The sequence below is a fragment of the Aurantiacibacter atlanticus genome (assembly GCF_001077815.2).
Classification (GTDB): Bacteria; Pseudomonadota; Alphaproteobacteria; order Sphingomonadales; family Sphingomonadaceae; genus Alteraurantiacibacter; species Alteraurantiacibacter atlanticus.
Map to the genome: position 1 here is coordinate 1 of NZ_CP011310.1, position 22,630 is coordinate 22,630.

Annotated in this window: 28 protein-coding genes; 12 read left to right on the plus strand and 16 right to left on the minus strand. The window is 57.6% G+C overall.

The features are described from left to right. Positions 1–19: 19 nt before the first annotated feature. From CP97_RS00005 to CP97_RS00010, 3 genes are all read right to left on the minus strand, one after another. The gene (locus CP97_RS00005) at positions 20–676 is read right to left on the minus strand and encodes a TetR/AcrR family transcriptional regulator (RefSeq protein ID WP_048884256.1); all 657 of its coding nucleotides are present in this window, start codon (positions 674–676) and stop codon (positions 20–22) included. Positions 677–869: 193 nt separating this feature from the next. Further along, positions 870–1,028 carry a methyltransferase domain-containing protein gene (locus CP97_RS16705; RefSeq protein WP_161485408.1) on the minus strand — a complete coding sequence of 53 codons (159 nt, stop codon included), beginning with the start codon at positions 1,026–1,028 and terminating at the stop codon, positions 870–872. A gap of 341 nt (positions 1,029–1,369) precedes the next feature. Further along, complete coding sequence (locus CP97_RS00010) at positions 1,370–1,798, minus strand: thioredoxin family protein (protein ID WP_063612466.1); 429 nt, start codon at positions 1,796–1,798, stop codon at positions 1,370–1,372. Between the two features lie 101 nt (positions 1,799–1,899). On the opposite strand from CP97_RS00010, the gene CP97_RS16035 reads away from it, so the two are divergent. The 4 genes from CP97_RS16035 (at position 1,900) to CP97_RS16710 (ending at position 4,754) form a co-directional block, all read left to right on the plus strand. Then, entirely contained in the window at positions 1,900–2,076 is a 177-nt protein-coding gene (locus tag CP97_RS16035; RefSeq protein ID WP_149036383.1) for a transposase, read from the plus strand. A 270-nt stretch (positions 2,077–2,346) separates the two neighbouring features. Continuing rightward, positions 2,347–3,312 (plus strand): alpha/beta fold hydrolase, encoded by a 966-nt coding sequence (locus CP97_RS00020; RefSeq protein ID WP_082863642.1) that lies wholly within the window; start codon positions 2,347–2,349, stop codon positions 3,310–3,312. After that, positions 3,309–4,250: an alpha/beta fold hydrolase gene (locus CP97_RS00025; protein ID WP_048884259.1), complete on the plus strand. Its 942-nt coding sequence runs from the start codon at positions 3,309–3,311 to the stop codon at positions 4,248–4,250. Before CP97_RS00020 ends, CP97_RS00025 begins: the two co-directional genes overlap by 4 nt. 360 nt (positions 4,251–4,610) lie before the next feature. Then, on the plus strand, positions 4,611–4,754 hold the full coding sequence (locus CP97_RS16710) for an SDR family NAD(P)-dependent oxidoreductase (RefSeq protein ID WP_227819726.1): 144 nt from the start codon (positions 4,611–4,613) through the stop codon (positions 4,752–4,754). A gap of 31 nt (positions 4,755–4,785) precedes the next feature. Here the strand turns inward: CP97_RS16710 and CP97_RS00030 are convergent, their stop codons facing one another. From CP97_RS00030 to CP97_RS00055, 5 genes are all read right to left on the minus strand, one after another. Next, positions 4,786–5,175, minus strand: a complete 390-nt coding sequence (locus tag CP97_RS00030) for a rhodanese-like domain-containing protein (RefSeq protein ID WP_048884260.1) — start codon at positions 5,173–5,175, stop codon at positions 4,786–4,788. 212 nt (positions 5,176–5,387) lie between these two features. After that, positions 5,388–6,233, minus strand: a complete 846-nt coding sequence (locus CP97_RS00035) for a hypothetical protein (RefSeq protein ID WP_048884261.1) — start codon at positions 6,231–6,233, stop codon at positions 5,388–5,390. Beyond that, complete coding sequence (locus tag CP97_RS00040) at positions 6,226–7,452, minus strand: tyrosine-type recombinase/integrase (protein ID WP_048884262.1); 1,227 nt, start codon at positions 7,450–7,452, stop codon at positions 6,226–6,228. Before CP97_RS00040 ends, CP97_RS00035 begins: the two co-directional genes overlap by 8 nt. A gap of 61 nt (positions 7,453–7,513) precedes the next feature. Continuing rightward, a protein-coding gene (locus CP97_RS00045; protein WP_149036384.1) for an IS3 family transposase occupies positions 7,514–8,685 on the minus strand; the annotation gives its coding sequence in 2 pieces (ribosomal slippage) (positions 7,514–8,433 and positions 8,433–8,685; 1,173 coding nt in all). Positions 8,686–9,156: 471 nt separating this feature from the next. Continuing rightward, positions 9,157–9,555 carry a MerR family transcriptional regulator gene (locus CP97_RS00055; RefSeq protein ID WP_048884265.1) on the minus strand — a complete coding sequence of 133 codons (399 nt, stop codon included), beginning with the start codon at positions 9,553–9,555 and terminating at the stop codon, positions 9,157–9,159. A 67-nt stretch (positions 9,556–9,622) separates the two neighbouring features. On the opposite strand from CP97_RS00055, the gene CP97_RS00060 reads away from it, so the two are divergent. Genes CP97_RS00060 through CP97_RS00070 form a run of 3 tightly spaced genes read left to right on the plus strand, consistent with a single transcriptional unit; the run spans position 9,623 to position 12,635 of the window. Next, positions 9,623–10,243: a cation efflux transmembrane domain-containing protein gene (locus CP97_RS00060; RefSeq protein ID WP_048886558.1), complete on the plus strand. Its 621-nt coding sequence runs from the start codon at positions 9,623–9,625 to the stop codon at positions 10,241–10,243. Continuing rightward, on the plus strand, positions 10,236–10,598 hold the full coding sequence (locus tag CP97_RS00065; RefSeq protein ID WP_082863643.1) for a DUF3703 domain-containing protein: 363 nt from the start codon (positions 10,236–10,238) through the stop codon (positions 10,596–10,598). The genes CP97_RS00060 and CP97_RS00065 overlap by 8 nt, the downstream gene beginning before the upstream one ends. Positions 10,599–10,643: 45 nt before the next feature. Beyond that, complete coding sequence (locus tag CP97_RS00070; RefSeq protein ID WP_227819623.1) at positions 10,644–12,635, plus strand: TonB-dependent receptor plug domain-containing protein; 1,992 nt, start codon at positions 10,644–10,646, stop codon at positions 12,633–12,635. Positions 12,636–12,751: 116 nt separating this feature from the next. On the opposite strand, the gene rnk is transcribed toward CP97_RS00070, so the two are convergent. After that, positions 12,752–13,174 carry a nucleoside diphosphate kinase regulator gene (gene rnk, locus CP97_RS00075; RefSeq protein ID WP_048884267.1) on the minus strand — a complete coding sequence of 141 codons (423 nt, stop codon included), beginning with the start codon at positions 13,172–13,174 and terminating at the stop codon, positions 12,752–12,754. Positions 13,175–13,443: 269 nt separating this feature from the next. On the opposite strand from rnk, the gene CP97_RS00080 reads away from it, so the two are divergent. The 5 genes from CP97_RS00080 to CP97_RS00100 are packed head-to-tail and all read left to right on the plus strand — an operon-like array spanning position 13,444 to position 16,930. Further along, complete coding sequence (locus CP97_RS00080; RefSeq protein ID WP_048884268.1) at positions 13,444–14,451, plus strand: rod shape-determining protein; 1,008 nt, start codon at positions 13,444–13,446, stop codon at positions 14,449–14,451. A 32-nt stretch (positions 14,452–14,483) separates the two neighbouring features. Further along, complete coding sequence (locus tag CP97_RS00085) at positions 14,484–15,455, plus strand: DMT family transporter (protein WP_048884269.1); 972 nt, start codon at positions 14,484–14,486, stop codon at positions 15,453–15,455. After that, complete coding sequence (locus tag CP97_RS00090; protein WP_161485409.1) at positions 15,448–16,182, plus strand: uroporphyrinogen-III synthase; 735 nt, start codon at positions 15,448–15,450, stop codon at positions 16,180–16,182. The genes CP97_RS00085 and CP97_RS00090 overlap by 8 nt, the downstream gene beginning before the upstream one ends. Positions 16,183–16,241: 59 nt before the next feature. After that, the gene (locus CP97_RS00095) at positions 16,242–16,643 is read left to right on the plus strand and encodes a hypothetical protein (protein ID WP_048884271.1); all 402 of its coding nucleotides are present in this window, start codon (positions 16,242–16,244) and stop codon (positions 16,641–16,643) included. Next, positions 16,643–16,930 carry a hypothetical protein gene (locus CP97_RS00100; protein WP_048884272.1) on the plus strand — a complete coding sequence of 96 codons (288 nt, stop codon included), beginning with the start codon at positions 16,643–16,645 and terminating at the stop codon, positions 16,928–16,930. Before CP97_RS00095 ends, CP97_RS00100 begins: the two co-directional genes overlap by 1 nt. Here the strand turns inward: CP97_RS00100 and CP97_RS15715 are convergent. The 7 genes from CP97_RS15715 to uraH form a co-directional block, all read right to left on the minus strand. Beyond that, positions 16,885–17,550 carry a DUF488 domain-containing protein gene (locus CP97_RS15715; RefSeq protein WP_082863646.1) on the minus strand — a complete coding sequence of 222 codons (666 nt, stop codon included), beginning with the start codon at positions 17,548–17,550 and terminating at the stop codon, positions 16,885–16,887. The two genes, CP97_RS00100 and CP97_RS15715, sit on opposite strands and share 46 nt — an antisense overlap. After that, on the minus strand, positions 17,550–17,762 hold the full coding sequence (locus CP97_RS15720) for a hypervirulence associated TUDOR domain-containing protein (RefSeq protein WP_082863647.1): 213 nt from the start codon (positions 17,760–17,762) through the stop codon (positions 17,550–17,552). The genes CP97_RS15715 and CP97_RS15720 overlap by 1 nt, the downstream gene beginning before the upstream one ends. Positions 17,763–17,920: 158 nt before the next feature. Continuing rightward, a complete protein-coding gene (locus CP97_RS00115) occupies positions 17,921–18,223 on the minus strand; it encodes a hypothetical protein (RefSeq protein ID WP_048884275.1) in 303 nt (100 codons plus the stop codon). A gap of 394 nt (positions 18,224–18,617) precedes the next feature. After that, positions 18,618–20,216: an FMN-binding glutamate synthase family protein gene (locus CP97_RS00125; protein ID WP_048886560.1), complete on the minus strand. Its 1,599-nt coding sequence runs from the start codon at positions 20,214–20,216 to the stop codon at positions 18,618–18,620. A gap of 297 nt (positions 20,217–20,513) precedes the next feature. Further along, positions 20,514–20,906, minus strand: coding sequence for a phosphatase PAP2 family protein (locus CP97_RS00130; protein ID WP_048884277.1), 393 nt, complete (start codon positions 20,904–20,906; stop codon positions 20,514–20,516). A 474-nt stretch (positions 20,907–21,380) separates the two neighbouring features. Beyond that, complete coding sequence (hdhA, locus tag CP97_RS00135) at positions 21,381–22,148, minus strand: 7-alpha-hydroxysteroid dehydrogenase (protein ID WP_048884278.1); 768 nt, start codon at positions 22,146–22,148, stop codon at positions 21,381–21,383. A gap of 73 nt (positions 22,149–22,221) precedes the next feature. Then, entirely contained in the window at positions 22,222–22,623 is a 402-nt protein-coding gene (gene uraH / locus CP97_RS00140) for a hydroxyisourate hydrolase (RefSeq protein WP_048886561.1), read from the minus strand. Positions 22,624–22,630 lie beyond the last annotated feature (7 nt).

Genomic DNA, 22,630 nt, shown 5'->3' on the forward strand with positions numbered 1-22,630 from the left:
AATCCAACTTGGAGGAAAATCAGGGGGTCACGTCACTAGCGCATCCTTCAACCGAATTCAGACGCTTACGAAATTCGTCGACAGGTAAGTTCAGAAAGGCTGCGCATATGCTGTCGACAAGTTCTCTATCACATTTGTCTGGCGGACTATGTATCCAGGTCCGGGTCCAATTCAACGCGGGCATAAGCAAGTGACCTGACAGATCAGGTTCCGCGAATATATACTCGTTGTCGAACAACAAGCGCATCGTATCCTGAATGATATCACGATATTCCGCACTACGCATTTCCAGCCTAGCGCGCGCACTTTCACTCAGCTTCAGCCATTCAACCGTCCATACGCGATGAATATGGCGCCTGTCACCATTCACGAGGTGTATATGAGCATGCACCAACGCACGCAGCCGACCTAGGGGAGTGGTCTTTCCTTCAAGCGCAGCGTCGATATCGGCCATCCCTAGCTCGATTCCTCGCTGGATAACTGCCTCCAACAATTCCTCTTTACTCGCTACGTGATGAAAAATACTGGCGACGCTCAACCCGACTTCCCCAGCTATTGTTCGGACCGAGGTTCCGTCGTAGCCGCCTTCCGAAAAAAGCTTGGCTGCTGCATCAACGATGTCTTCTCGCCGGACTGGCGACCTCCTCTTCTTTTTAGTGGCAGGCGAATTCAGCATGCAATTATCACTCACTTTTAATGACCGATCCTAGGTTTCGCCGGTTTACGAATGCCTCAACTGGCTTGGCAAAGAACAGGCTGCCAAAGCGGGAGAAGGTGCGCTCAAACGGCGCATTGGGTAACTGGGCAGTTGCCGAGTCTGCGCGGGCAAAATGGTTATTGTTGACCAAAGCTGCCTTGGCAAGATTCGTCTATGCGATCGTCAGGTCAGGTAAAATATCAATACCTCCCACCTTGCCCTCCGGTGCAACAGTGTCGGCAATCACAATAGTACTAGTGCCTCCGCCACAGCCAACGTCAAGTACGCGCTCTCCGGGTTTGGTGGTTTGCCTTTTCGAGAAGAACTGCACCGATAGGTGCAATCAATCCTTCAAACTTATGGGGGCTAGTGAGGTATTTACCCCATTTCCCTTGCCCAATCTTCTCCCACGATCGAGGCTGCCGCATTCTCCTTGTCGTCAGTCATGACGTCACCTTTCTCCTTTGACCAGATTGTCATAGCCGCAAAACACCCATTACGAGAAAATTATCCTAAACACCTCTATAATATCCGCAATGAGGTCACCGTTGAAGAAACTGGTGAGGAGGCCCATGCGGCTTCGAGCCACTGATTCACGGGTTGTGTAGTCGGCTCCGGTAAATTCGCATATGACTTACCCTTCCTAGTAGCATCAGCCGACGCTTCTCGGTACTAAACGCCGATTGCTTGTTTCGCCCACACAACAATCGTGCTGACTGGCAATGCGCCTGATTTGCGAGAGGTCTCTTGGCCCTTTAGCAAAATCACCAAGGTAGGAATTGAGCGTATTTGATAACGACCCGCAATCGCCTGTACGGCCTCCATATTTAGCTTACCTAGGCGGACGTATGGTTCAAGCTGAGCTGCAGCAGCCTCGAACGCCAGAGCCATTTGGTAGCAAGGGCCGCACCATTGAGCCCGAAAATCAACCGACAAAGGAATGTCGCTCTTAACCGCATGCGCTGCAAAATTGGCCGTCTTGGCGTCGGGCGGGAAAAGGGGGATTGTGCGAGCGCTCTTGGTCGCGGCGGCTTTACGAGCAAAATCCACGTCCCATGTGACAAACAAGAACTGCCTGTCGGCTTCATCCTGACCGGCCAAGAAGCTTCCGATTACACCGCCGCAGAACCGCTGATGGCGCTGCCAGTGTCCAAACCCAAAGGGTTTTACCCCCGTGGATCCCGCCACGAAAGGGAGGAACGATGCCCGCTCACTTCGACAAACAGCTCTACCCTCAGCGCCACAAGATCGAAAACCTGTTCGCTCGCCTCAAAGACTGGAGGCGCATCCACACGCGCTATGATCGTAGGGCCGACATCTTCATGGCCGCCATCACATCGCAGCCATTTGCGCATTCTGGATCAATTAATGAATCCTGAGCCTAACTGCGGTTAGACCGACAGCGCCGGCTCAGAGTTCCATTCGTGAGAGCCATTGCACCTCAACAAGTCAAGCACCCCGGTATTCATTCTTGCAGGCAACTATCATCCGGACTCGGTGATAACGGGCAGTATCCCGTGGACGTCGAACTTAAAACGCTTCACTTTACGCGAACCTGGAACACATACTTTACTGGACCTTGGCGCCGCCATTCAATAGCTGATGAAAAACCGAATAATTAGTAAGAAACTGAAAAAGAGGATGCGCGCTTGTATATCGCCCAATTTGCTCAGGGACTTGAGCCGCTAGATATTACTCACGACCACTTCGTTGAAGATGCTATCCAAACGGCCCGCGATCTGGGCGGTGAGGTTTCTCCGTCGATAAGGTGTCAGTCGCGGAACCTGCTCATCAACGGCTTGCGGCTGCACGTGCTCGACTGGGGTGAGCCTTCCAACCCGACACTGGTATTGCTGCACGGTGGCGCGGTCACTTGCCGTACCTGGGGACCATTTTGCGCCATGCTGGCAGATAGATACCGGTTAATAGCGGTGGACATGCGCGGCCACGGCGATAGTGAATGGCCCCGCGACGGCGACGCTGACCACAACCTCATGGCCAATGACCTGGCGAAGCTGCTCACCGCGATGGAACTGGATAAACCCATCGTTGTGGGCCATTCCGTAGGCGGGATGCTGTTGATGCGGGTCATGCTGAAATCCCCCGAGCTATTGGGCAGTGCGGTGCTGGTCGATGTAGGGCCTAAGACGGCCTATAACGGCTGGAAAGCCCGTAAAGAGGTGACCGAGCCAAGTCGTTTATACAATGAGTTGGAGGAGTATGTGCAGCGTAATGCACCACGATTAAAGCGCAGTGAAGAACATATGCGTCGCAATGCTCGGCATGAATTTATGCAGCGGATGGATGGCCAATATCAACTCAAATACGACCCTCGTCACCCAATGGGCGGGCCGGATGAAAAGACCATGCCTGGCCTGCCCACCCTTGAACAGATGGCTGCCTATCAGGGGCGTTGTCTTGTCGTGCGTGGCGGCAATAGCTGGTTTCTGGCCGCCGATGATGCAGTGGAGTTTGCTGAGACACTTCCGCGAGGCGAACTCACCACTGTGCCGAATTGTGAACACATGGTCTATATCGAGAACACGGTCGGGCTGGCGACTGTAATCGATAGTTATGTGAACAGCCTCGAAACCATTACCGGAGCAATCGCGTGAGCTACCTTAATGTTGTCCCGGATAACGATGAACTGGTTCTGCTTAATAACACCCCGGAGTTTGTAGAGTTGCTGGCCGTCTCTGCAGAATTTGGTTTAGAGGTGAATAACCCGCCAACCTGCGTGTCGCGTAATTTGGTCGTGCGCGGCCTGCGTTTTAACGTGCTTGACTGGCAGGGTGCGACCGATTGTCCCGGCAAGCCCACTCTGTTCATGGTCCACGGGGGGGCGGTTACTGCGCACACTTGGGACCTAGTTGCATTGCAGCTTGCCCGCCGTTATCGGGTCGTCACGCCGGATATTCGTAGCCATGGCGACAGTGAATGGGCGCGTGATGGTGATTATGATCATCATGAAATGATGGAAGACTTGGCGGCAATTATGCGAGAGATGGATCTGCCACCGAGTATTATCATTGGTCACTCATTGGGCGGTGCGCTGGTGGAGCGACTAGCGTTGGCCCATCCGGAACTAACCCGAGCCATCGCGATAGTGGATTTCACCCCAGAGCCTAATTACCCAGGTTTACCGATTGATGTGGTGCGGCTGTTCGATAGCGTCGAACACTACGCGGAGCGTGCCTCAAAATACGGTGATCGAAAGCTTTCAGAACTAACCTATGCCGCCCGCCATGAACTGCTGCAACGACTCGATGGTAAGTTGATGCCCAAGCACGATCCTCGCCACGGCATGGGGGGGGCTGAGCCCGGTTATTACCCCGGCACCCCCGGGTTTGAACAGATGAAAGCGGTAGCAGTGCCTGCGGCGGTCATATGGGGCAGCGATAGTTTTCTTGTAACTGACGAAAAATCTCGGCGTCTGGCGCAGGTCATGCCACAGGGCGAAGGCCACTGTATCGATGCAGCGGGTCACCAGCTTTTTCTGGAACAGCCGCAGGCGTTTATTGACGTGGTTAGGGATTTTGTCGACCGGCTTTAAGGTGGCAGTATGAGCAATCCGTTTAACCGACCTGGCAAATCTTGATGGTCGAACCGCCGTGGTTGCCGCCGCGGGTAGTGGGCTGGGTCGGATGTTTGCCAAGGCGTTTGGCCGTGAATGGAGCTAAAGCGTTCTGAACCGATATTGACCTGGCCGGGGCTGAGCAGACCGCTAAAACCATCAATCAGGTTGCGACAGCGCGATTAGGCATCAGGTTGATGCAGCGCACGAATAAACATCGCCAACTTGGCCGTCGCCATCAAAGCAGCCGGGAGTCGCTGCGACGTGGTGAATAAAGCCCGTATCATCACCGGCAAGTACCGGATCTACCAATAAGGTGGTGGATGACTAGGCCGGCTGATTGAGGTTAACCTGCGCGGTCTGCTTCTTTGCAACAGGGCACTACTGTCCTTCATGGTGGCGAACCAGTCCGGCTCTGCGATTAATATTGCTTCATTCGCCGGAGCAGGTAGCGTTTCGCCAACTATGTCTTTCTGGACTTGATTTGTTCGAAGGTCTGACCAGTAGCTTTCATTTATGGTTGGGCGCCAAGCTTGATTGACAGCGTTTCGTCACGGACCCATTCCGACATGGAACCGTCGTAAACGGCGATCTGGTGCTGGCCGCAAAGCTCAAACGCAAGGCTCGCCAGGGTGACTGACACACCACCGCCACAATAGATAATGACCTGACCTTCTTCAAGCGCACGGCTGTCTGCAAACAAGCGTTTGAGCGGGTTGGGTGGCAGGAACTCGGCGGTATCTGGATTGATCAGGTTATCATAAAAAACATTATGAGTACCAAGCAGGTGCCCGGGCCGACCGTGGGTTGACTTCCCCGGAATAGAGCTGAGGAGAAAAGGCGTTGATACCAACTGGTCCCCAGATTTGATCATTGCCAGCACGCCCTGTTTATAGGCCCACATGGCTGATCGTGGAGAGGCGCTAAGCCAGCCCAGTGGCCTGCATCGCGGGGATAGGCGTATGTCAGATCCCGGCCTTCGATATCCGTGTTAACTTCGCGGCCGGATGCCCTCAATCTGTCCTGGTCGATAATAGCGCGGAGAATGAGTCGATATCGACAATCTATCCTAATCGCCACCATCTTTCGACCAAGGTCAGCCAGCTTGTCACTCTCTTACTGCATCGCTTGCAAGAGATGCTGGGTGTAGCTCCTCGCAACCTGCGCACAAAAGTTCGAGCATCCACCCCATATTTTGATGCCAGATTTTGCATCATCTGGTTCCAATCGTTGCCGCTCGAAGCAGCGCGATGACGATGAATGCCATTGCCGATGACAATTGACTTCCCAGAGCAAGGCCTGCCGGTCTGGCGTTGCGTTTTCGCCGAAAAAGATGCTGGCGGCCATTTGAAAGAACCGCGTCCAATCGTTGCTGTCGGCATCGGCGACTGCAGCACTTCCCCCAACAGGCCGTGCTTGTTCGCCGAATTGCTCCTCAAACAAAGGCTTCAAGAGCACGGCCAAGCGAACTCGGTGCTGTCGTCGTGAAGTCGCTGTCCATTTTGCTGGCGGTTTGTTGGCTTCAAGCCACTCGGCCACCGAGCTGAGGTCTGCAACTAGATCGGCCAGATCTTTTTCACGCGCCCTGAATGCATAGTGGTCCGGAAGTGAGAGGATCGCAGTGACGTAGTCCAATTCAAATTCAAGCTCATTCAACAGAGCCTGCGCTTCGGCCAGCCGCTTTTGCGCTCGTGCGACTTTGGCTCTTACCTTAGACGCTGGAAGCACACCCGTTCCAATCGAACCGCAAGCAAGCTGGACCAAGCGCAGCTCTTTCGCCAATGCCTCCCAGCCGGACTTAGGAGCGCCTTCACCGTGAAGCTGAGCAAACTTCTGCGCGAATATAACCGCGTCCTTCTCCGACGCGGGGAGGCTGCCTGAAGAGACACTTGCACTATAGATGCGTTCCAAATCTTCACGGTTCGCTACCGCATTCTCATAAGCGATGCGATGCTTAGTCATTCTGTGCCGTGTCGAGCCTTATGACTACGCCGCCCGATCTCAGTTGGTCGAGGTAGTCACTCCACCATTGCGCCATCTGGACACGCTCTTCCCAATAATTCCCACGACTGTAGGCACCTCGGACAGCGTCGCTATGACCATGTGACAGCGCACGTTCGATGGCATCGGGATTCCACTTCCCGCTTTCATTTAGTAGCGTGGACGCTGTTGCACGGAATCCGTGAGCCGTGGCTTCACCTTTTGAGAAGCCCATTCGTCTCAGCGCTCCGTTGACCGTGTTTTCGCTCATTGGCCGCTTGGGCGTGTAGAACGACGGGAAAACGTATCCACCACCGCCTGAATGCGGTTGCAGTTCCTCAAGAATCGACAGCACTTGGCGCGAAAGCGGCACAGCGTGGGCGCGTCTCGCTTTCATCTTTCCCTCTGGGATACGCCAAATAGCTGCCTCCAGATCAAACTCTTCCCACTCAGCGTGACGCAACTCACCCGGCCTCACAAACACATGAGGTGTGATTTGGAGCGCGATTTTTGTAATCGGATGCCCGTCATAGTCATCAACGACCCTTAGAAGTTCACCCAGCTTTCCGGGATCAAGAATAGCAGCGTAGTGCTTAGCCTTAGGGGTGGTTAGCGCACCTTTGAGGGAGGCGGCGGGATCGTGCTCGGCACGCCCCTTCCAGATAGCGAAGCGAAACAACCTACTCGCGAAACCGCGACACTTTTTTGCGGTCTCGTAGGTGCCTCTGGCTTCAAGCTTCCGCAATGCGGCAAGCAGCATCTGAGGATCGACATCAGAAATTGGCATTTTGCCGATCGCGGGCGAAAGCAGGTCCAGATGCCATCTCGCCTTTTCGATAGTCCGCTTGGCAAGGCCTTCGCCGACCATCTTTTTCTCAATGTATTCCGCCCCAATCGCGGCGAACGTATTAGCCGCCTCGAACTGAGCGGTCGCTTTCGCTTTTTTGCGGCGAAGCGCGGGGTCTTCACCCTCGTTCAATTGCCTCCGGGCCTGATCGCGAAGCTCGCGAGCCTTTGCCAAACTGGTTTCAGGCCATGCACCTAGAGCCAGCCGCTTCTCTTTCCCTCCGAATCGATACTTCCATCGCCATAGCTTCGAGCCACTCGGGGCGATCTCAACGTAAAGCCCCTTCCCGTCAGCTCTTTTGTATGCCTTGGCAGCAGGCTTGAAGCCCTTAATCTCTGCGGCTGTGAGCGTCATTTGGGGGCATCGCCATTGTGACAAATGGGTGACGTGACCCCCAGCTTTCCCCCAGCTGGGATTAGAGCCGGGCGGTTGTTTTGCGCATCAGCGCGGTTGAAGCAATGGGCTGCGTAGCGGAGCCCGTAGGGCGTAGCGAAGCAGGCCATTGCTTATCCAGTTCAGCGGCGAACGCCGCCGGTGTTGCGTAACCGAGAGACGAGTGTGGTCGCTCCCGATTGTAGTCTTCGACCCAGGCCGCGATCTCGACACGGGCATGGGCCATACTCAAGAACAGCGTCTCGTTGAGCAGTTCGTCCCGCATCCGGCCATTGAAGCTCTCGACATAGCCATTCTGCATCGGCCTTCCGGGCGCGATGTAATGCCACTCCACGCCGACCTCGCCGCACCATGCCAGCACAGCGTTGCTGGTGAGCTCGGTGCCATTGTCGCTGACGATCATGCCTGGCTTGCCGCGCTGTTCGATCAGTGCGGTCAGCTCGCGAACGACACGGCGACCAGAGATCGAGGTGTCCGGCACCGCTGCCAGGCACTCCCGGGTCACGTCATCGACCACGTTGAGCACCCGGAACCGTCTTCCCGAAGCCATCTGGTCGTGAACAAAGTCCAGGCTCCAGCGCTGGTTCGGCAGCGCCAGAACCGGAGCAGGTGCCCTTGTGCCAACAGCACGCCTGCGGCTACGTCGTCGCCTGACCGCCAAGCCTTCCTCACGGTAGAGCCTCTGGGTCTTCTTGCGGTTGATCATGATCCCCTCCCGGCGCAGCAGGATATGCAGACGGCGATAGCCGAACCGGCGACGCTGGTTGGCCAGCTCGCGCAGCTTCTCACGCAGATCGACGTCATCGTCCCGGGTGGAACGGTAACGCACGCTCTTGCGATCAGCATCGATGACACGGCACGCCCGCCGCTCGCTCATCCCATGGCACGCCTGGAGATGAGCAACAGCTTCCCGCTGCGCGGCGGGCGTCAAAACTTTTTTGCCAGAAGATCCTTCAACGCCGCCTTGTCCAGCATCGCATCGGCCAGCAAACGCTTCAGCTTCGCGTTCTCGCTCTCCAGCTCCTTCAGCCGCCGGGCATCGGACACTTCCATCCCGCCATACTTCGACTTCCAGTTGTAGATCGTCGCTTCAGATACACCGTGCCGACGGGCAAGGTCAGCGGTCTTGGCTCCCGCCTCCGCTTCCTTCAGCACGCCAATGATCTGCTCTTCTGTAAACCTCGTTCTCTTCATCTCGTCCGTCTTTCTGTCAGGGCCGGACTCTAATCGAGACTGGAGGAAGTTTAGGGGGTCACGTCATGGGGCATCGAACAACAAATGCCCCCTGCCATGCCCCCATTTGAGAAGGGCTTTGGGGGCATCGCCAGAATTGCCGTGAACCATCCATGGATCGCAGATGCCCTGTTTTCTGGGCTTCTGCAAGCAAACTGGGATGTTGAGGGATATGTAAATGGTGCCCAGAAGAGGCATCACATTCGAGATATTTTTCGTCGTCTTGTCAGATAGTTAGGAATTTGATCTTCAGTGAAAAGCCCTCAAAAGGCCCTCAAAAAACGTCTAATGCATTGGTTCGATGCCTTTTTTAGGACTCGAGATTAATCTGCGGCTCTGCATGACCAAGTCAATCAAAGTCTGCTTTGCGCCCTCATTTCGGCCGTTCCACTCCTCACCTTAAACGCGCCAAAGCGGACGTCCATTTGGTCTTCACGCTACGGCATGGCGCCCCAGGCTCCCGATGATGTGGCATTCGCCGATCTTGTCCGCCTGGCAGGATCGTAACATCTGTCCGAGTTCGTTGCGGAGTGCCGTGAGATCGGCAATCTTGCGCTCGATCTCGGCCAGTTGCTGCTGAACCAGCTGATCGACATCTTGACAGGGCTTGTCGTCGTGATCGGACAAGGCTAGCAATTCGCGAACCTGCGCCATGCTAAACCCGAGGTCGCGCGCCCGACGCACGAAGGTGAGCGTCGCCAAATGTTCGTCAGAATAGTCGCGATAATTGCTATCGGTCCGGTCGGCCGCTGGCAGGATGCCCTCGCGCTCGTAATAGCGGATCGTCTCCGCCTTGGTGCCGGTGGACCTTGCCAGTTCGCCTATACGCATCGCTTGACCTTGTAGTTGCTGCAAGGTGCATATGTCTCTGCGACTCGAACGTTGCAAGGAGAGCGGCATGGGCAAGTCGTGCTGCCAGACACCCGAACCCGACGGCCATGCGCACAATAATCCGCGCTGGCGCCTTATCCTCTGGATCGCGCTGATCGCGAATGCGGCCATGTTTGTGGTCGAGATCGTTGCGGGTCTTGCCGCCGACTCCCGCGCGCTTCAGGCCGACGCGCTGGATTTCTTCGGCGATGCGGCCAACTACGCGATCAGTCTTGGCGTAGCAGGACTCGCGCTTTCCTGGCGGGCCAAGGCAGCGCTCGTGAAGGCCGCGACCATGCTCGTTTTCGGCCTGTGGGTGATCGGCTACGCTGTCTACGGCCTCGTCGCCGGATCGAACCCGGAGCCCCAGACCATGGGCGTGATCGGCACACTGGCGCTGGTGGTCAATGTGATCGTCGCGCTGATGCTTTTCCGTTACCGCGAGGGTGATGCCAACATGCGATCCGTGTGGATCTGCTCGCGTAACGACGCGATCGGCAACATCGCGGTGCTGGGCGCAGCATTAGGGGTGTTCGGCACTGGCCAGGCATGGCCCGATCTGCTGGTGGCAGCGATCATGGCGGGGCTGGCGATCTGGGGCAGCGTCGAAGTCTTCGGAGAGGCACGCCGGGAGCTGGCCCATGGCTGACGTGAGTCCGCACCGCCTCGCGGTCCTTCTCGCAGAGGAATATCACGCAGCCGACGAGGCAGAACGTGCGGGACGGATCGCCATGGCATGGCACCATCTGGAACGCGGGCACATCCTCGCCCAGACGCGGTTCTGGCCGCATCTTCAGTCGCATCGCGAGATGCTTCACCTGGCGTTGCGCAATCGCGACCGTCGAGAGGTGATCGGCCAACTGATCCGGTTTGCCCTCGCACCGCTCGGCAACCTCACTGGTCGGCTTCCGCTGGGAAATACCGGCCGGTCAAATGTCAGTGCTTTTGCACCGATGGAACTGCCGCCCGACCTTCATGCCATTCTCGATCCGCACGCGGATTGAGCGGCGACCTTATTCGACCTCCTATCTCAGAAAGACCGATTGACTGTGAAAAATCGTTTGTATGCGAGCCTGCTTCTTGGCGCGACCTCGTCGCTCGCTTTGACTACCCCTGCGTTCGCCCAGAATGCGGATCAGCAGGCAACCGCCCCAGAGGAAGAGGCCCGCGAAGATGACGAGGAGGGCAAGAACGCCATCATTGTCCAGGGCACCAGGCTCGGGCGGCGCCTGCAGGACGAGCCGATCCGCGTCGAGGTGATCGCGGGCGAGGAAATAGAGGAAAAGGCAATTATGCGCCCCGGCAACATCGCCATGCTGGTCAACGAAACCGGCGGCGTGCGCGTGCAGGTCACCTCGCCGGCCCTAGGTGCTGCGAACATCCGTATACAGGGACTGGAAGGCCGCTACACGCAGCTGCTGGCCGACAACCTTCCGCTTTACGGCGGGCAGGCCGCATCTCTTGGGCTATTGCAAATCCCGCCGACCGATCTTGCGCAGGTCGAAGTCATCAAGGGATCGGCCTCGGCGCTCTACGGCGCGTCGGCATTGGGCGGCGTGATCAATCTCATATCCAAACGCCCCGGCGACGAATTCGAAGCTGAAATGCTCGCCAACGCGACCACCCGCAACGGGCAAGACCTGACCGCATATGTCGCCTGTCCTATCACCTCGAACGCTGGTCTCTCGCTTACCGCGGGAGCACACCGGCAGACCGGGCAGGATCTCGATGACGACGGCTGGCTCGACATGGCGTCCTACGAGCGTCTGACCGCCCGTCCGCGTTTCCAGTGGGACGGGGACGACGGATCGTCGATCTACCTCACGCTCGGCGCGATGACCGAGGACCGGGTCGGCGGCACCATGCCAGGGCGAACCGTTCCGGACGGAACCTCCTACGTGCAGGGACAGGAAACGCAGCGGCTCGATGCGGGCCTTGTCGCCCAGACGCCGGTTTCAGACGCCGCCGAGCTCAACCTGCGCGCCTCCGCGATGCGGCAGGACCATCTACACCGCTACGAAGATGTGATCGAGGATGACCGGCACACCAGCCTGTTCGGCGAGGCTTCGATCGCGAGCAGCAGCGGCGCCACTGCATGGGTCGGCGGGATTGCTTTCCACCAGGACAGCTTCCGTTCGGACACCTTCCCGGCATTCGACTATACCTACGATGTGCCCGGCATCTTCGCCCAGATCGAGCAGGAAGCTTCGCTCGACCTGACCCTGGCCGCGAGCGCGCGGGTCGATTTCCATAGCGAGTTCGGCACGCAATTCAGTCCCCGCCTGACCGCGCTCTATCGCCCCGGCAACTGGACCATTCGCGCCTCCTTCGGCGGCGGCTTCTTCGCTCCCACGCCGTTCGTGGACGAGATCGAGGCGGCGGGACTTTCGCGGCTGGAGCCGTTGGGCAATCTGGAAGCCGAAACCGCGCGCACCGCTTCGTTCGATGTGGGATATTCCGGCGGCGCGTGGGAAGCCAATGTCACCCTGTTCGGCGCGAATATCGAGAACGCCACGCGGCTGACGGAAATCGCGCCCGACAGGGTCGCACTCGTAAATATCGAAGGGATGACGCGGGTGCGCGGGAGCGAGCTGCTGCTCCGCTTCAAGCAGAATGGTTTTACCGTGACCGGAAGCTACGTCTTCGTCGATTCAAGCGAACCCGATCCGTCCGGCATCGGAAGGCGCGAGGTCCCACTCACGCCTAAGCACACCGCGGGCCTGGTCGGCATGTGGGAGGAGCACGGTAAGGGGCGTATCGGGGTGGAAGCCTACTACACCGGCACCCAGGCTCTCGACGACAACCCCTACCGAACCCGATCGCGGCCCTATTTGCATCTCGGAATTCTTGGAGAGATCACCCTCGGGAGTGTAAGCCTGTTCGTCAACGCGGAGAACCTTCTAGATGTGCGTCAGACGAAATACGATCCGCTGCTGTTGTCCCAACGCGCCGCAAGCGGGCAGTGGACCGTCGATGCCTGGGCACCTCTCGAAGGATTTATCCTGAACGGCGGCATAAGGCTACGCTTCGGCGGACACTGATTTGCTTTACTCATTTAGCTTTGCGAGCCCACCTATCGTCCGAACTACAGGTTCAAAAATCTCGGCATTGTTTCTCGGATGGCCTCAAGAGCGTGCAATGGCCGAGCTGCAATAAGCTAGGCTGCCCGGTCCGTCCTTTCCGGCTGTCGCACTTCGACGATCCGCAGGCAGCGTTCCTTGCCAGAACGATCGGGCCAGTTAATCGCAGAACCGGCTTGCATTCCAATGAGACCGGCGCCCACGAGGGTCAGCACGGAGAGACGGTTCTGGTCCAGGTTCGCATCGCGCGGCCATACCAGTTGAACCTTGCGCCGGTCACCCGATCGCTCGTCGACGAATTCGACCTCGGATTGCATGGTCACAACGTCATGAGGCAGGTCTTCGGCTGCCACGACATTGGCGCGATCCAGTTCCTCGCACAGTTTTCCAGCTACATCCGGACTGCGCTCCTCGATGGACATCGCCAGTTCGTAGAGCGCGTCCGCTTCGGTATCGATAACATGAATGATCGGCTTTTCACCGTTTTGGGAAGTGGTCATTTTTCGTAACTCGCTAGAGAGCCGCAAGAGGATCGCGGCTGGGCTGTAGATCGTCCGGGAGCCTCGTCCCGGACCGGATCACGGCCGTCGAGACGAGGCGTGCGCCCGTGCGGGCAGCTGACCTGCGTGCGCGAAATGTCGGTCGATGTGTTGCGAAAAGACCATGAGCCACATGTGGGCGCGATCTTCGGTTTAGTCAAATGGCATAAGACCAATCGCCTTATCGACTATTCCGAGACTTTCGGGTTCGGAGCGCCTATCTGAACGGAATGATGAACTTTCCTTCTTTCGGATTCAGGCGTGGCCCAGATCTCGCCATCGATCTCGGCACTGCCAACATGCGTATCATGGTGCGAGGCGAAGGCGTGGTCTTCGACGAACCATCCCTGTGCTATTACGAGAAGACGGCTGGTCAGATGAAACTGATTGCAGCGGGCCGGAACGTCCTGGCGATGGTTGATCGGGTTCCTGGAACCCATGTGGTCCGCCGTCCTCTTGCTCGCGGTGTGCTGCAGGATATTGACGCCGCTGCCGCACTGCTTGCTCATGGCCTCTCGTCGGTGGTTGGCAGGAAGCGTAGAGGACGCCCCCCAGCCATGATCGGTATTCCAGCGGACGCCACGAAGGCGGAAGCGAATGCATTGCTCGCTGCTGCGGACGATGCCGGCTTCGGACGGATCGAACTGGTGCGCGAGCCTTTTGCAGCGGCTATCGGGGCAGACCTGCCCGTCCGCGAAGCGCGCGCGTCCATGATCGTTGAATGCGGCGCCGGAACGACCGAGGTTGCGGTCTTCTCGATAGACGGACAATGTCGTTCGCGCTCCGTGCGTTTGGGCGGTCTCGGCCTTGACGAAGCGATTACCGAACATCTTCATCTCCGACATCACTTCCTCATAGGCAGAATCACCGCCGAGACGCTGAAGAAGCATCTCGCGGCAGAAGGTGCCGAGGACGCGGAAGTGGAAATCAGAGGTCGATCACTGCACAATGGTCTTCCAGGAACGTTGACCTTGCCGGTTTCCGAGTTTCACCCCGTGCTGCAGCGACACTTCGGTCGTTTTGCAGATGCCGCCAGGCTTGTGGTCGGCGAAATATCTCCCGATCTTGCCGCCGACCTGTTGAGCGAGCGCGTTGTCGCCACGGGCGGTGGAATCTGCGCCAGATTCCTGGCTGAGGCGATCACCGCGGAATGCGGTGTTCCCGTGACCATCGCCAACGATCCCTCCGGTTGCGTTTCGCGCGGCCTGATGCGGTTGATGGAGGAGCGCACTGCCTAACTTACGCCGGCAGCGTTTCGTCCGGGTCGATCATGCAAAACGGGTCCCGCTTCTTTGCAAGCTTGTGGTCGCGCGCTTACGTGCTCCTCACGTTCACCGCCCTGTTCTGGGCCGGTAACGCAATCGTTGCGCGCGCGGCGCGCGAGCTGATCCCTCCCGTCGCCTTGGCGTTCTGGAGATGGACGATTGCTCTGGCCATCATTCTGCCATTCGCATGGCGTCACTTGCGTCGGGATGCACCCGTCATCAGAGGGAACTGGAGGATGCTGCTGGTGCTTGGCGCACTTGGCATCGGGGCCTTCAACACCCTGCTCTACAGCGGATTGCAACAGACCACAGCGCTCAACGCCATGTTGCTGCAGTCGGGCCAACCTGCCCTCATTCTGTTTCTCGGCGCGATTTTCATGGGTGACAGCACGACGGTGTGCCAGATCGTAGGTGCCGCCATTGCGCTGGCTGGTGTGCTCTGGATCATCGCTCGCGGGAACCTTGGTATTCTCGGCACTCTGAATATCAACGAAGGCGACCTCATCATCGGGCTCGCCGTGTGTCTGTGGGCGGTCTATGCGGTAATGCTCAGGCGCCGCCCTGCGATCCATCCCCTCAGCCTGTTTGCAGTGACCTTAATCGTCGGCATAATCGGAATCTCGCCGTTCTATGGGATGGAGCTCAATTCGGAACGATACGTGGTTTTGCAGGAGGAAAGCCTGCTGGCGATCGGATATGTTTCGATTTTTCCGTCCGTCCTTGCCTACCTCTTCTTCAACAGGGGCGTAGAACTCATCGGGTCTGCAGGAACCGGGATGTATATGAACATCATGCCGATCATGGGGGCGGGTCTTGCGATCGTCTTCCTGGGCGAACATCTGCGAGGCTTCCATGCGATCGGAATGGCGCTGATAGTTGGCGGCGTTCTTCTCGCTGGCCGGGGTAGCAAGCCTCTGGCGGGGGCTGTCGTTTCTTCGAAGACAGACAATATCGAACGACGAAATGAAAGTGAGTGACCGTTTCCCGACACACGCGAAGGATCCCGCATTCGGGCCGACGATCTGGGTCACACGCACGTCGCCGGATAACGAAAAGACTGCGGGCGCCTTGCGGCGGTTAGGGTTCGATGCGCTGGCTGTGCCAGTTCTGCGAGTGGAAGGTCTCCCTGAGAAAGCTTTGGACGAGCAGCCCGATGCGATCGTGTTCACGTCCGTAAATGGCGTGCGCCATCATTCTATCTGCCCGGCACTTCTCGATATTCCAGCGTTCGCAGTGGGCGACAGGACAGCGGAGAGTGCCGCCCACGCTGGATATACCCATGTCGTCTCGGCGGCTGGGGACGTTCTCGATCTGGAGCGCCTGATCGTTCAGTCCCTCCCGCGAGGGAACCGGCTTCTGCACTTCTCCGCCCACCGGCCGGCTGGAGACCTGACCGGCAACCTTCGCCGCAAGGGTTATCTCGCCACGAGAAAACCGGTGTATGAGACCCGCGATGTCGCTGTCGCGAAGCTATTGGCATCCCTTCCAGCACCGCACGAGATAAACGGAATTCTGATCCACTCGCCGCGCGCTGGTAATGTGGTGAACCGCTGCCTGGAACGGACATCCCGGCCATTCGGAGGCATCATCTATTGCATCTCCGATGCAGCCGCGGCTCCTTTCGAGGGGAAACAAGGAATGGATATTCGTGTCGCCGCACGGCCAGACGAAGCCTCGATGCTGGCGCTCATCGGGAGCCCTTAACGGAACACAGGAGCAGCCGCATCCGTTAGCGTGACGGCTAGATAAAAACGGAGATCAACATGAACAAGTTCGCCCCGTTCCTTTTCGGATCCGCTCTGCTCCTCTCCGCCTGCAATGATCAGGAAGAGCAGGTCGAAGACCGTATCGAAGAACAGGCCGAGCAGAGCGCGCAGGAGTCCGGCGACACCCCGGTGGCACTCGGTCTGACCGAACGCCAGTTGCTCGATGCTGAAATCCTGGCCGCCGACGGAACCGAATTGGGTGATGTGGAAGCCGTGACAAAAGATGCCGACGGCAATGCGACCGAACTTCTCATAGAAGTCGAGGACAGCGATCCGGATCGATACGTCACGATACCGATTGACGGTCTGACCGTGACGACCCGTGGCAATGACACCGATCTTTCGTCGGAGATGACGATGGAAGATATCGGCTCGCTTCCGGATGCGCAGATTCAGTGATGATCGAGCGAAGCAAGCCGGCAAGTCAGCTTCCGCCTGCTTCAATGCCCGCCGAAGCCAATGTAATCGAAGAAACAGTGGCCAGTATGTCCTGCCGCGGTAATGCGAACAGACCGGTCGAAGTCATCCAGTATCGCCACATCGCCATTTCCGAATCTCAGCGCGGCGAGCGTCGCAGTGTAGGCGCCATCGGTTGGCGAACTTCCGATGATGAGCCTGTCCGGCAGATCGACAGAGATCTTTACCAGGTCATCTCGTCGGAAGAGCTGCTCGAGCGGGTAGACTGATCCGCGTGACGGGCACGAAGTTCGTTCTCGCGGGTCGCGAGCCTTGCGTATCGGCATAATGGGATATGCTCGTTCGGCTCCTCACGGCATTCCGAGCTTGGATAGACGACCCCGGTTGATCCGCTGACAACGGCTCGATCCGTCAACTTTGCCCGTTCCTGACGATCGGGAGCCATCAAATGGATAACTTCATGACCGCGAGCCATGAGATGATCGGCGATGATACGCCTATGGCATCGCCACCAGACCGCCTCGGAACACATCAACGCCACTCGACAATCATCCGCTAGGTTAACGAGGTCCTCGATCGCCGACTGGAAGTCGCCGCTCAACGCATAGTCGGCGTAGTTATGGAAGCTCTGGACGCGCCAGTATCCGTTCAGCGCCGGATCCACATCATCTTGTCGTTTCCTTCTGCCGCCGAGTTTATCGAAGTGTCCGTAGGCGATGTCGTGCTCATCGAGCAGATCGGGGAAGGAATCGATGTTGAATGCGGGATTGGCGCGGGAGCGGGGGAAAGCCCGGACATCGGCCAGCATGTCCACATCAGCTGCTCTCAGCATGGCAATGACAGTGTCCGCATCCCGATTGGAATGGCCGATCGTGAAAACGGTTGGCATCAGCTTTTCAGCTTTGTCAGCGCACCTTCCTTGTGGGCTGCCACATGATCGTTCTTGTCGCTTTCGCTCTCGTATTGAGGTTCGTCCTTCGAGGCACGCCGCGTATGGCCCTTATAGTCGAAATCCGAATCGTGAATCTTGGAGATTGTCCCGCTGACTCTTCCTGCCTCGGAATTCCAGCTGACATGATCTCCGACTGCGTATTTCGCCATGATGCGCTCCTGCGTTGGGCCGATGTCGTTCTTCCTATCAAACGGGACATAGACAGGAACGTTTCGCAGTGGACTGAAATGGCTTGTTGGCTGGCAGGATCTGGCGACGGGGTATGAGCCCGGAACGAAGGGATCCTCGCTCCGGGCCCTTCTACATATCAACTACCCAGATAACCAATACCGGCGATGATGGCGCACATCGCCGACCAGAACAGCAGCATGAAGACGATGTCGGGCATCGCGAACCGATCGAGTTCGTCGCGCTTCAACAAGGCATATTGCTGCGACACCTCGTCATCCATCGAAATCAATCCGACATAGAGCGCGCTTGCCTCCTTGCGGAACCGCCGCACAAGATCGTCGAGCTGATCAATCGGCAGGTCGGGGTATCGGGCCATTAAGGCCTTGGCGTATGCGCGCCGTTCGTCGCGGATCGCACCGCGTTGCATTTCGGTTTCCATTGAATGTCCTGACTGTTGGATGCGGATGAAAGTCCGCCGAAAGTTCCAGAGTGTCAGGAGAATGGAGGGCCGGTCGGAGGGGGACGCGACCATTTCGCAGGTGCGTCGGCCATCCGGTGGTAGGATTGCCGGACCTCCTCGCTGCGTTCCTATGCGTGCGCCTGACGAACCAGGGCCGGCAGTCCGCACGGTCCGTCGGGTCCATCGGCCGAAGCGCCCAGCTCGGTATCTGCTGAGAGTTCGGCGCCACGCCTGGGACCGGTATCGTAACAGCCGGTGGTTTGCGATATGGTCCATGCGGTCAAATCCCGCGCGGTGCCACCTCGATCCGCTGGGGCACTCTGCGAGTGCAGAAGGGCTGCAAGAACAGCCGTCAGGATATGGAAGATCAGTTTCACGCTGCCAGCTCGAACCGGTCGGCGCGTGCGAGTTTCCAGGCGGCGCTGTAGAAATCCCGTTCATGCGTTCCTGACAGCAGCTCGCCGTCCTCGAGAAAAATATGAAGCTGCGAGAAGAGCCGGATTTCGGTCAGAGAGACACGTCTTACCAGATGGTGCGGTCCAAGCTCGGATGGGTGCGAGAGACCGGCAGCAGCAGTCATTTCCGCGAGCGCTCGCAACGTATTGCGATGAAAGCGCCGGACCCGCTCTGCCTTGTCAGGCACGACCAGGGCCCGCTGGCGCAAGGGGTCCTGCGTGGCAACGCCGACCGGACAGCGGTTGGTATGACAGGAAAGAGACTGGATGCATCCGAGCGCGAACATGAAGCCGCGCCCCGCATTGGTCCAGTCGGCACCCAGCCCGAGAACCGCGGCGATGTCGAACGCACTGACGATCTTGCCGGCCGCACCAATTTTTATCCGGTCACGAACCCCGGCACCCACGAGTGTATTATGAACAAACAGGAGGCTCTCGCGCATCGGCATGCCGAGGTTGTCGGCGAACTCAACCGGGGCCGCCCCGGTTCCGCCTTCTGCGCCATCGACGACGATGAAGTCGGGAAAGATCCCGGTTTCGCGCATCGCCTTGACCATTCCCATGAACTCCCATGGGTGTCCGACGCACAGCTTGAAACCGACTGGCTTGCCTTTCGATAAGGTTCGGAGCTGAGCGAGAAACTGCATCATCTCAAGCGGTGTCGAGAATGCCGAGTGCTCGGCAGGGGAAATGCAATCGACGCCTACCGGAATACCGCGTGTAGCAGCGATCTCAGGGCTGACTTTCTCGCCTGGAAGGATGCCGCCGTGACCGGGCTTGGCACCCTGGCTCAGCTTCAGTTCGATCATCTTGACCTGCGGGTCGGCAGCGTTGTCAGCGAAGCGGACCGGGTCAAAGCGTCCCTCTTCGATTCGGCAGCCGAAGTAACCACTACCAATTTCCCAGATAAGGTCGCCGCCATTCACACGGTGGTAGGGGCTGATCCCGCCCTCGCCAGTGTCATGCGCAAAATCGCCGAGTTTGGCCCCCTTGTTTAGCGCTCGAATAGCATTGGCGCTCAAGGAGCCGAAGCTCATCGCGGAGATGTTGAAGATCGAGGCCATGTAGGGGTCGCGCGCGTCGCTTCCTCCGATGGGCACTCTGAAGCTGTCGGGATCTGCCAACGGCCTGGGCTTGGTGGAATGCGAAATGAATTCGTAGCCGTTCTTGTAGACGTCAGAGAGCGTTCCGAACGGACGGTCGCTAACCTCGTCCTTTGCGCGAGCATAGACCAGGGAGCGCTGTGCCCTCGAGAAGGGCGTCTGATCGTCATCCCCCTCGATCAAGTATTGGCGGATTTCCGGTCTTATCTTCTCGAAAGCCCATCGCAGGCGTCCGATGATGGGATAGTTCCGGCGCACCGCATGCCGCGCTTGGATAAGGTCGATGACACCCAAGAGACATAGACACGAGAAAATTGCGAGAACTGGCAATGCCCATGCGTCGCTAAGCCTCGTGAGTGCAAACAGGAGGCCAGCCAGGCAGAGGCCGAACACGGTAAAACGGGAGAAGAACACGGTTGGCTCCGGTCTCGCAAATGATGCGAGCATGCCTCGGGCTCGTTATCGCCTTGGGCTTGGAAAACATCGATGCTGGAAGTTGCAGCGCGGCGCACATCCCTAGAACGCCCGAAGCGCTCTAGGGCTACAGGCGCGCGGTGCTGCTGCCTGCCGGAACCATCACTCCGAGACCATGATCGACCCGTGTCATAAAAAGGTAGTGCGATTTCGACATCGTAATTTCAAGTCGCACGGCTTGCAGTTCATCGTGTTTTGAAAATCTTTGTCTGCGGCCTCAGCTATGCAGTGGGCATATCACGGCTGATCAATCACTTCGTCGACAACTGGCAGTTTGACGACCAAGGCCCAAGTCGCGGCCCATACGGTTCCGAAGAGCCAGCCTGCCAAAACATCTGTTGGCCAGTGGACGCCGAGGGCCAGCCGAGAAATTCCGATGGATATTACAGTCAATACGCCTAGCACTGCCGCGAAAACGCGTGTGCGCAGCGACTTTTCCACCCGAATAAATAATACGGTTATCGTGAGGTAGATAATCGCCGAGTTTGATGCGTGGCCGCTCGGGAAACTCATACTTGTCTCCTCGACAAGACGTGTAACCACATCGGGTCGCGCGCGGCTGAAAAGATCCTTGAAAAGCACGACAAGCATACTTCCGCTTAATGAAGCGCCCAAAACAACCGCCGCCATCCGGTAGGATTCTCGCCGCCATGAAGCCTGCCGACGCCACGACAGCAAGAATTAACACTGTCGGGCTACCTAAAGTGGTAACGTCCTTCATAATCTGGGTGAGCCAATCGGGCCCCAGCAAGTTGTCGGCATTCGCCGGATCACGAAATCCAAGCAGGACAGCACGATCTATTGCACGGGCGTCTCCCTCGTTGATTTCCGACCAGAGCTCGAGAACGAAGAACCCCATGAGAGAGACGCCCAGAATAGCCAGTATATAGCGCCACGGTAGACGATCTTCTGCGATCGTAAGGGTTCTACGGAGCATATGAGGTAGATTGACGGCATAATCAGTGTTTTTCCGGAGCTTCATGTCGAATATCTCTTCTGGAATTCACGGCTGCTTTCGACTGGAACGCAGCTAGATGCTCTGCCAGTTCTGAGCTTTTCTAACATGCTGCCTTCGACCATTCCGATTGGCACTATGTTATCGGGTCATCCTAATTCTTGAATGCCACCACCCGAAACCGTCAGTATCTCACCACTGATCCAGCTTGCTGCATCGCTGCACAGAAATAGAGCGGCGTTCGCAATGTCTTGCGGTTTTCCCAACCGGTGGATCGGAGTGTGCGCCAGCATGGCCTCCTCGATCTCGTCGGTCAGCACCGTTTCCAATGCGTGCGTGCGGATGGCACCGGGAGCAATGCCGTTGATCCGGATATTCCGGGGACCGAGATCGAATGCGATATTCCGTATCAGGTGATTGGTGGCAGCTTTCGATGATGCGTAGGAAGCCATGCGCTCGTTCTTGTTCTCGCCTGCCATTGAGGTGATTGCTAGCATGGCTCCGCCACCAGATTCCTCGATCACCGGTGCCGCGAGCTGAGCGAGGCGGAAGAGCGAGAAGATGTTGAGGTCGAAGGCGCGCCGGAAATCGCTCATCGGCATTTCGAACGGTTTCGGTCCGCCGCCACCCGCATTGCTCACAAGCAAGGTCATGCCGCCAAATTCGGCCTGCGTCGCGTCGACTACGCGCTCAAGGTCCTCCTCACTGGTGACATCACATGCGATGGCCGCGGTGTTCCCACCGGCTTTGGCAATCCTCGCTGCTGCTTTTTCAGCCGCTGTCAAATCGACATCGCTGACCATGACGGCTGCACCAGCAGAGGCGAATGTATCAGCGATTGCAAAACCGATGCCCGCAGCACTGCCGGTAACGAGTGCTACGTGGCCATCGAGTCTGAAGGAGTGACTGTCGAACATGTTGAAACTTCATCTGAACTGGAGGGAAGACACCGGAGGTGGATAATCGCTGCGGATTATTGACGAACTGCAATCAGTTGCCCCGGTAAGTCGAATATCCGTATGCACTGAGCAGGACGGGCACGTGATAGTGCCCATCTTGCTCCGTCACGTTGAACACCACGGTGATGACGGGAAAAAACGTATCAGATTTTCCTGCATAGTATTGGGCAACATCGAAGCTGAGGAGATAGACCCCTGGCGTAAGGTTTTCCGGATTGCCGAAGTCTTCGGCTCGGCCATTCGATTGTGTCTTGGTCGAGGTCACCGTCTGCCAGAAACCATCGCTCGCTTGCTTAGAAAGGGTGACAGGCACGTCGGCACCGCCTTTACCTTGCGAGATATTCAGGACATGGGTCGATATCTCTGCGGCGTGGGCCGGTGCGACTGTGAGAATGGAAGCGATCGCTGCGGATGCGAGAAGTTTCTTCAACATCGGATTA